General features: G+C 65.4%; 1 protein-coding gene. It reads right to left on the bottom strand.

Translation table 11 applies throughout. The features are described 5' to 3' along the window. On the bottom strand, positions 1–932 hold a 932-nt coding region (locus DWA33_RS24825), incomplete at its 3' end, for an IS110 family RNA-guided transposase (protein WP_244601399.1). Positions 933–1,140 lie beyond the last annotated feature (208 nt).

The raw sequence follows: 1,140 nt of genomic DNA, 5'->3' as shown, positions 1-1,140 counted from the left end.
GTGCCGCGGGCGACGACTGTGTTGATGAAGATAATCAGCTTACGGGCGCAGGCGACCAAGGCGAGCTTGTGTGGTTTACCCCTGGCGGTCAGCGTTCGGTAGCTTGCGACGAGTTGGTCATTCCACTTGAAGGCGGCTGGCAGGGCGGCGGCGTAGAGGCTGGTCCTGAGCCGTTCGCGGCCGAACGCGATGTGGCGTTGGCCGGCCCGGCTTCCGCTGTCGTCGTCATAAGGAGCGAGGCCGGCCAGGGCTGCGGCTTGTTCGCGGCTGACGTTGCCGATCTCGGGCATCCGGATCAGTACGGCGACGGCGGTGCGCAGGCCGACGCCGTCGACGCTGGTGATCAGGTCGAGCCGCGCGGCGAGGTCCGGGTGGATCCGGATGTCGGCGACCAGCTGTTTGAGTTCGGTGCGGATGCAGCCTTTGAGGCGAGCAATCTCGGCGCGCCAGAACTCGAGACCGTGTGGATCGCGACAGGCTTCACATCGGGTCCTGAGCCGGGCGACGTCTTCGGTGAGTTGCTCGATCATCGTCAACCGGCAGGCCAGGGCTGAAAACCGCGGGTCCGGCGGCGGTCGAACCTCCGCGACCGCGGCCGTACAGGTCGCGATCAAGGCGGCATCGATCCTGTCGTTCTTGGCGCGTTGCAGCTTGAACGTCGCGTAGGCCCGGACCTGGACCGGCTGCAGACAAACGACGACGAAGCCGGCGCGGCGCAGGGCCGCCATCACCGGCTGTTCGTAGCCTCCGCTCGCCTCCATTCCGACCCGCTTGACGTGGTGCCGGCGCAGCCAGGCGGCCAAGGCGATGTAGCCGTCCGGCGAATTGTCGACCTGCAGGTACTCGTTGGTCCCGTTGATCGTGGCGTCGAGCTTGAGTTTGCCGATGTCGATTCCGGCGCAGACCATGCTAAGCTTGGCCATCTTCGTCATCCCCTCCTTGTGATGCGAACCCTCGGTTCCTTCAACCATCCGGGCCTGATGAAGAGCCGATCGCGATCTTGCTCAGGAACAGCCCACAAGGCTGGAAGCCCAACGATCCGACGACCGGCGCCCCGTCCCGGATGGCCGTCCGGGACGGGGCATTCCCCGAAGGGAATGATGAAGGATAGCAGATCGCGCTAATACAAGGAGCCCGGCG

Origin of the sequence: Rhodopseudomonas pentothenatexigens (assembly GCF_900218015.1) — a bacterium.
GTDB lineage: Bacteria > Pseudomonadota > Alphaproteobacteria > Rhizobiales > Xanthobacteraceae > Rhodopseudomonas > Rhodopseudomonas pentothenatexigens.
The sequence above is the reverse complement of the archived record's forward strand: the minus strand, read 5'-3'. Positions and strand labels throughout refer to the sequence as shown.